General features: G+C 43.1%; 2 protein-coding genes. One reads left to right on the top strand and one right to left on the bottom strand.

The genetic code is table 11. The features are described from left to right. Positions 1 to 83 precede the first annotated feature (83 nt). Entirely contained in the window at positions 84 to 1,634 is a 1,551-nt protein-coding gene (locus RRG12_RS41570; protein WP_420763189.1) for a metallophosphoesterase, read from the top strand. A 221-nt stretch (positions 1,635 to 1,855) separates the two neighbouring features. Here the strand turns inward: RRG12_RS41570 and RRG12_RS41565 are convergent, their stop codons facing one another. Beyond that, a complete protein-coding gene (locus RRG12_RS41565) occupies positions 1,856 to 2,263 on the bottom strand; it encodes a hypothetical protein (protein ID WP_069073320.1) in 408 nt (135 codons plus the stop codon). Positions 2,264 to 2,735: the final 472 nt, after the last annotated feature.

The following is a 2,735-nucleotide window of genomic DNA, read 5'->3' as shown; positions in this document are numbered from 1 at the left end:
GCAGAGGGGAAAACTCTTCTCCCTTACTCCCTGCTCCTCTGCTCCTCTGCTGCCCTTCAATTAAAATTCAGGAGTAGTTTGTATTGAAACTTGTATCTGATCCAGCGATCGCTAAAAAAATTCGCAAAATGAATCAGCGGGTACGGTGGCAAGATCCGTTGATCTTGGAACGGAACATCGACCAAACTCGGCTAGTGTTGGACGATGGTCAAACAGACAATCCTGAATTCTCATTTTTAGTTGTAGGTGATAGTGGCTCCGGTAAACACCGGGGACACAATCCTCAGCGACAGGTAGCTGAACTCATGCTGCCTCATCACAACGAATCCCGCTTTATGCTGCACATGGGAGATGTGATCTATTTAGTGGGGTCGAGTGAATACTACCAGCAGAACTTCATCCAACCCTACCGAGAGTTTATCTTGGGCGGAGAGCATCCCAAACGGGTTGCTTATGACCAGATGGTTTTTAAGCTGCCCATTTTACCTGTACCGGGAAATCACGATTACTATAACTTGCCGATTTTATTAAGCTTTGCGTCCTTAACAACATTACCCCTTCGTCGTCTATTGCGATCGCGCTTAGACCTAGATGTGGGTTTGCATGGCTCAGGAACCGGTGACGCCTACGCACGGGCATTTCTGGACTATCTGAAGGCGTTTCAGCTTCCGGGAGAGTTAAATGATCATTTAGATCAGCACTATACAGCCAAGACAGATACAGGTCGTTGTATTTCATATCAACCCGGACAATTTACCCGTCTTCCCAATCGTTACTACAGTTTTCGCTATGGCGGTATTGATTTCTTTGCCTTGGATTCTAATACATTTAACGATCCACCACCGCTGCCTAAAACCAAAGAAGGTGACGCTAATCGTAGACTCTTAGAAAAACGTCGGGAAGATTTTGAGCAAGAAAAGTTGCAAATAGTTGAAATCTCAGCCAAGCTTCGACCGGAAAACCCCAGCGAAGCCGACCAATTAGACGACTTTCACGCCAAATTGTCACAAATTGAAGAAATTATTGTTGATATCGATAAGCAACTAGCGAGTAATAAAACAACGCTGACTGATATTGAACAATTGGAGTGGCTCAAGCAAAGATTAATTGAATCTTGGAATAATAGTGATGTTCGGGGAAGGGTGATTTATTTCCATCATCCTCCCTATGTAACAGAGGCGACGAAGTGGGAACAAGCGCAAACTCTGATTATTCGCGATCGCCTGCGTGAGGTACTGGATGCAGTAGCTAAAGAAATCGGTTCCTTAAATCAGGGGCGTCCTTTGGTCGATTTGGTATTAAACGGTCACGCCCACTGCTTGGAACACCTGGAGACAATGGATACAGGACACGCTGATTCTCATATCCACTGGATTGTTTGTGGTGGGAGTGGGTTTAGTTTGCGACGCCAGCGCATTGAGGGAGCGGATTTGATAGAGGACAATAGATTAATGGCGCGATCGCATCTCTTCATTGGTCGCAACGGTCAAGGTTCTCAGAAGCGACGACCTTATTCAGGTTTACGGATTGACGTTAAAGGCGATGGACAGCCTAAGTTTATTGTCCGTCCCTTAATTGCCGAATGGTATCAGCGGCAATGGCATAATCGTGAACTTGAGCCGTTAATTATTTAAAGAATGGGCATTGGGCATTGGGCATTGGGCATTGGGCATTTTCTTCTAACATGGGCTACCACAAGTTATTACAAGCCCAATGTATCAAAAGCTAAAAATTCTGATATGTCAGGTTGGGCTTTATTTGCCCATAAAATTAGAGACGCAATTATTGCGTCTCTAGAAACCACTTATTTAGCCTTATTACGTGTAATTGCACCCAGCAAAAGAATAGTTGTTAATTAAATGATTCCTGGGCCTCTACCGCGGCTGTCACCTTTTTCTGTTAACTTGCCTTCTTCGTCCTGATTAATTTCTCCGAGTTCTTCAACACGTTCTGCCGTATCTGCTGCTGCTTGTTTACGTGCATCACCCGGTTCTTCGTAGTACATTTCCGGTTCAACTGCATAGTTGTTCAACAAACCTTCTTTATCTACGGTATAGCCGTCAGTGGTGCGTATACTGTCTGGATCAGTTTGATCGTCGGTAGCTACATCTGCTTCGCCTTCTTCTGTGGGGAGTGTTTTGTACTTACCTCCCTCTCTTTCCATACGAGCAGCTGTTTCTGCTGGGATAATGCCGCGATCGTAAGTATCGACTTCTGCTCGATCAGATGAATCTGTACCTTTCTTAACTGCTTCATTAGCCATAATTTATGTCCTCGTTAAAGAATCTATTAAATAACTTCAAAAACTAGATTAGGCTGTTTCTCATCTCCAAACTACTATCTTTAGAAGTGATTTAAGTTCAAAAATATATTGATTTTCTCCATCTTCGGATGTATCTACAGGACTAATCTTAAGTCCATCTCGATATTTGTCATTTAGGCAATTTGAGTAGAATAAATATTCTGACTAAATTAACGCTAATCAGCACTATATAGGACTCATATTTGATTTCTGAAAAAACTCAGTACAACTAAAAAGCCTTCTTTCCTGTTGCCTGTTGCCTGTTGCCTATTGCCTATTGCCTGTCTACGCAAATTCGTTCAGAAATCAAAGCGGATTCCTATAGCAATCCTAAATCATTCGTGAAAAATTAGATCCCCGATTTCTCAAAGAAGTCGGGGATCTCGACACCGTGCATTTTCAAATTTACTCGCCCACAAATTGGTTTTTTAGT

The organism is Nostoc sp. CALU 546, from assembly GCF_048836525.1.
The sequence above is the reverse complement of the archived record's forward strand: the minus strand, read 5'-3'. Positions and strand labels throughout refer to the sequence as shown.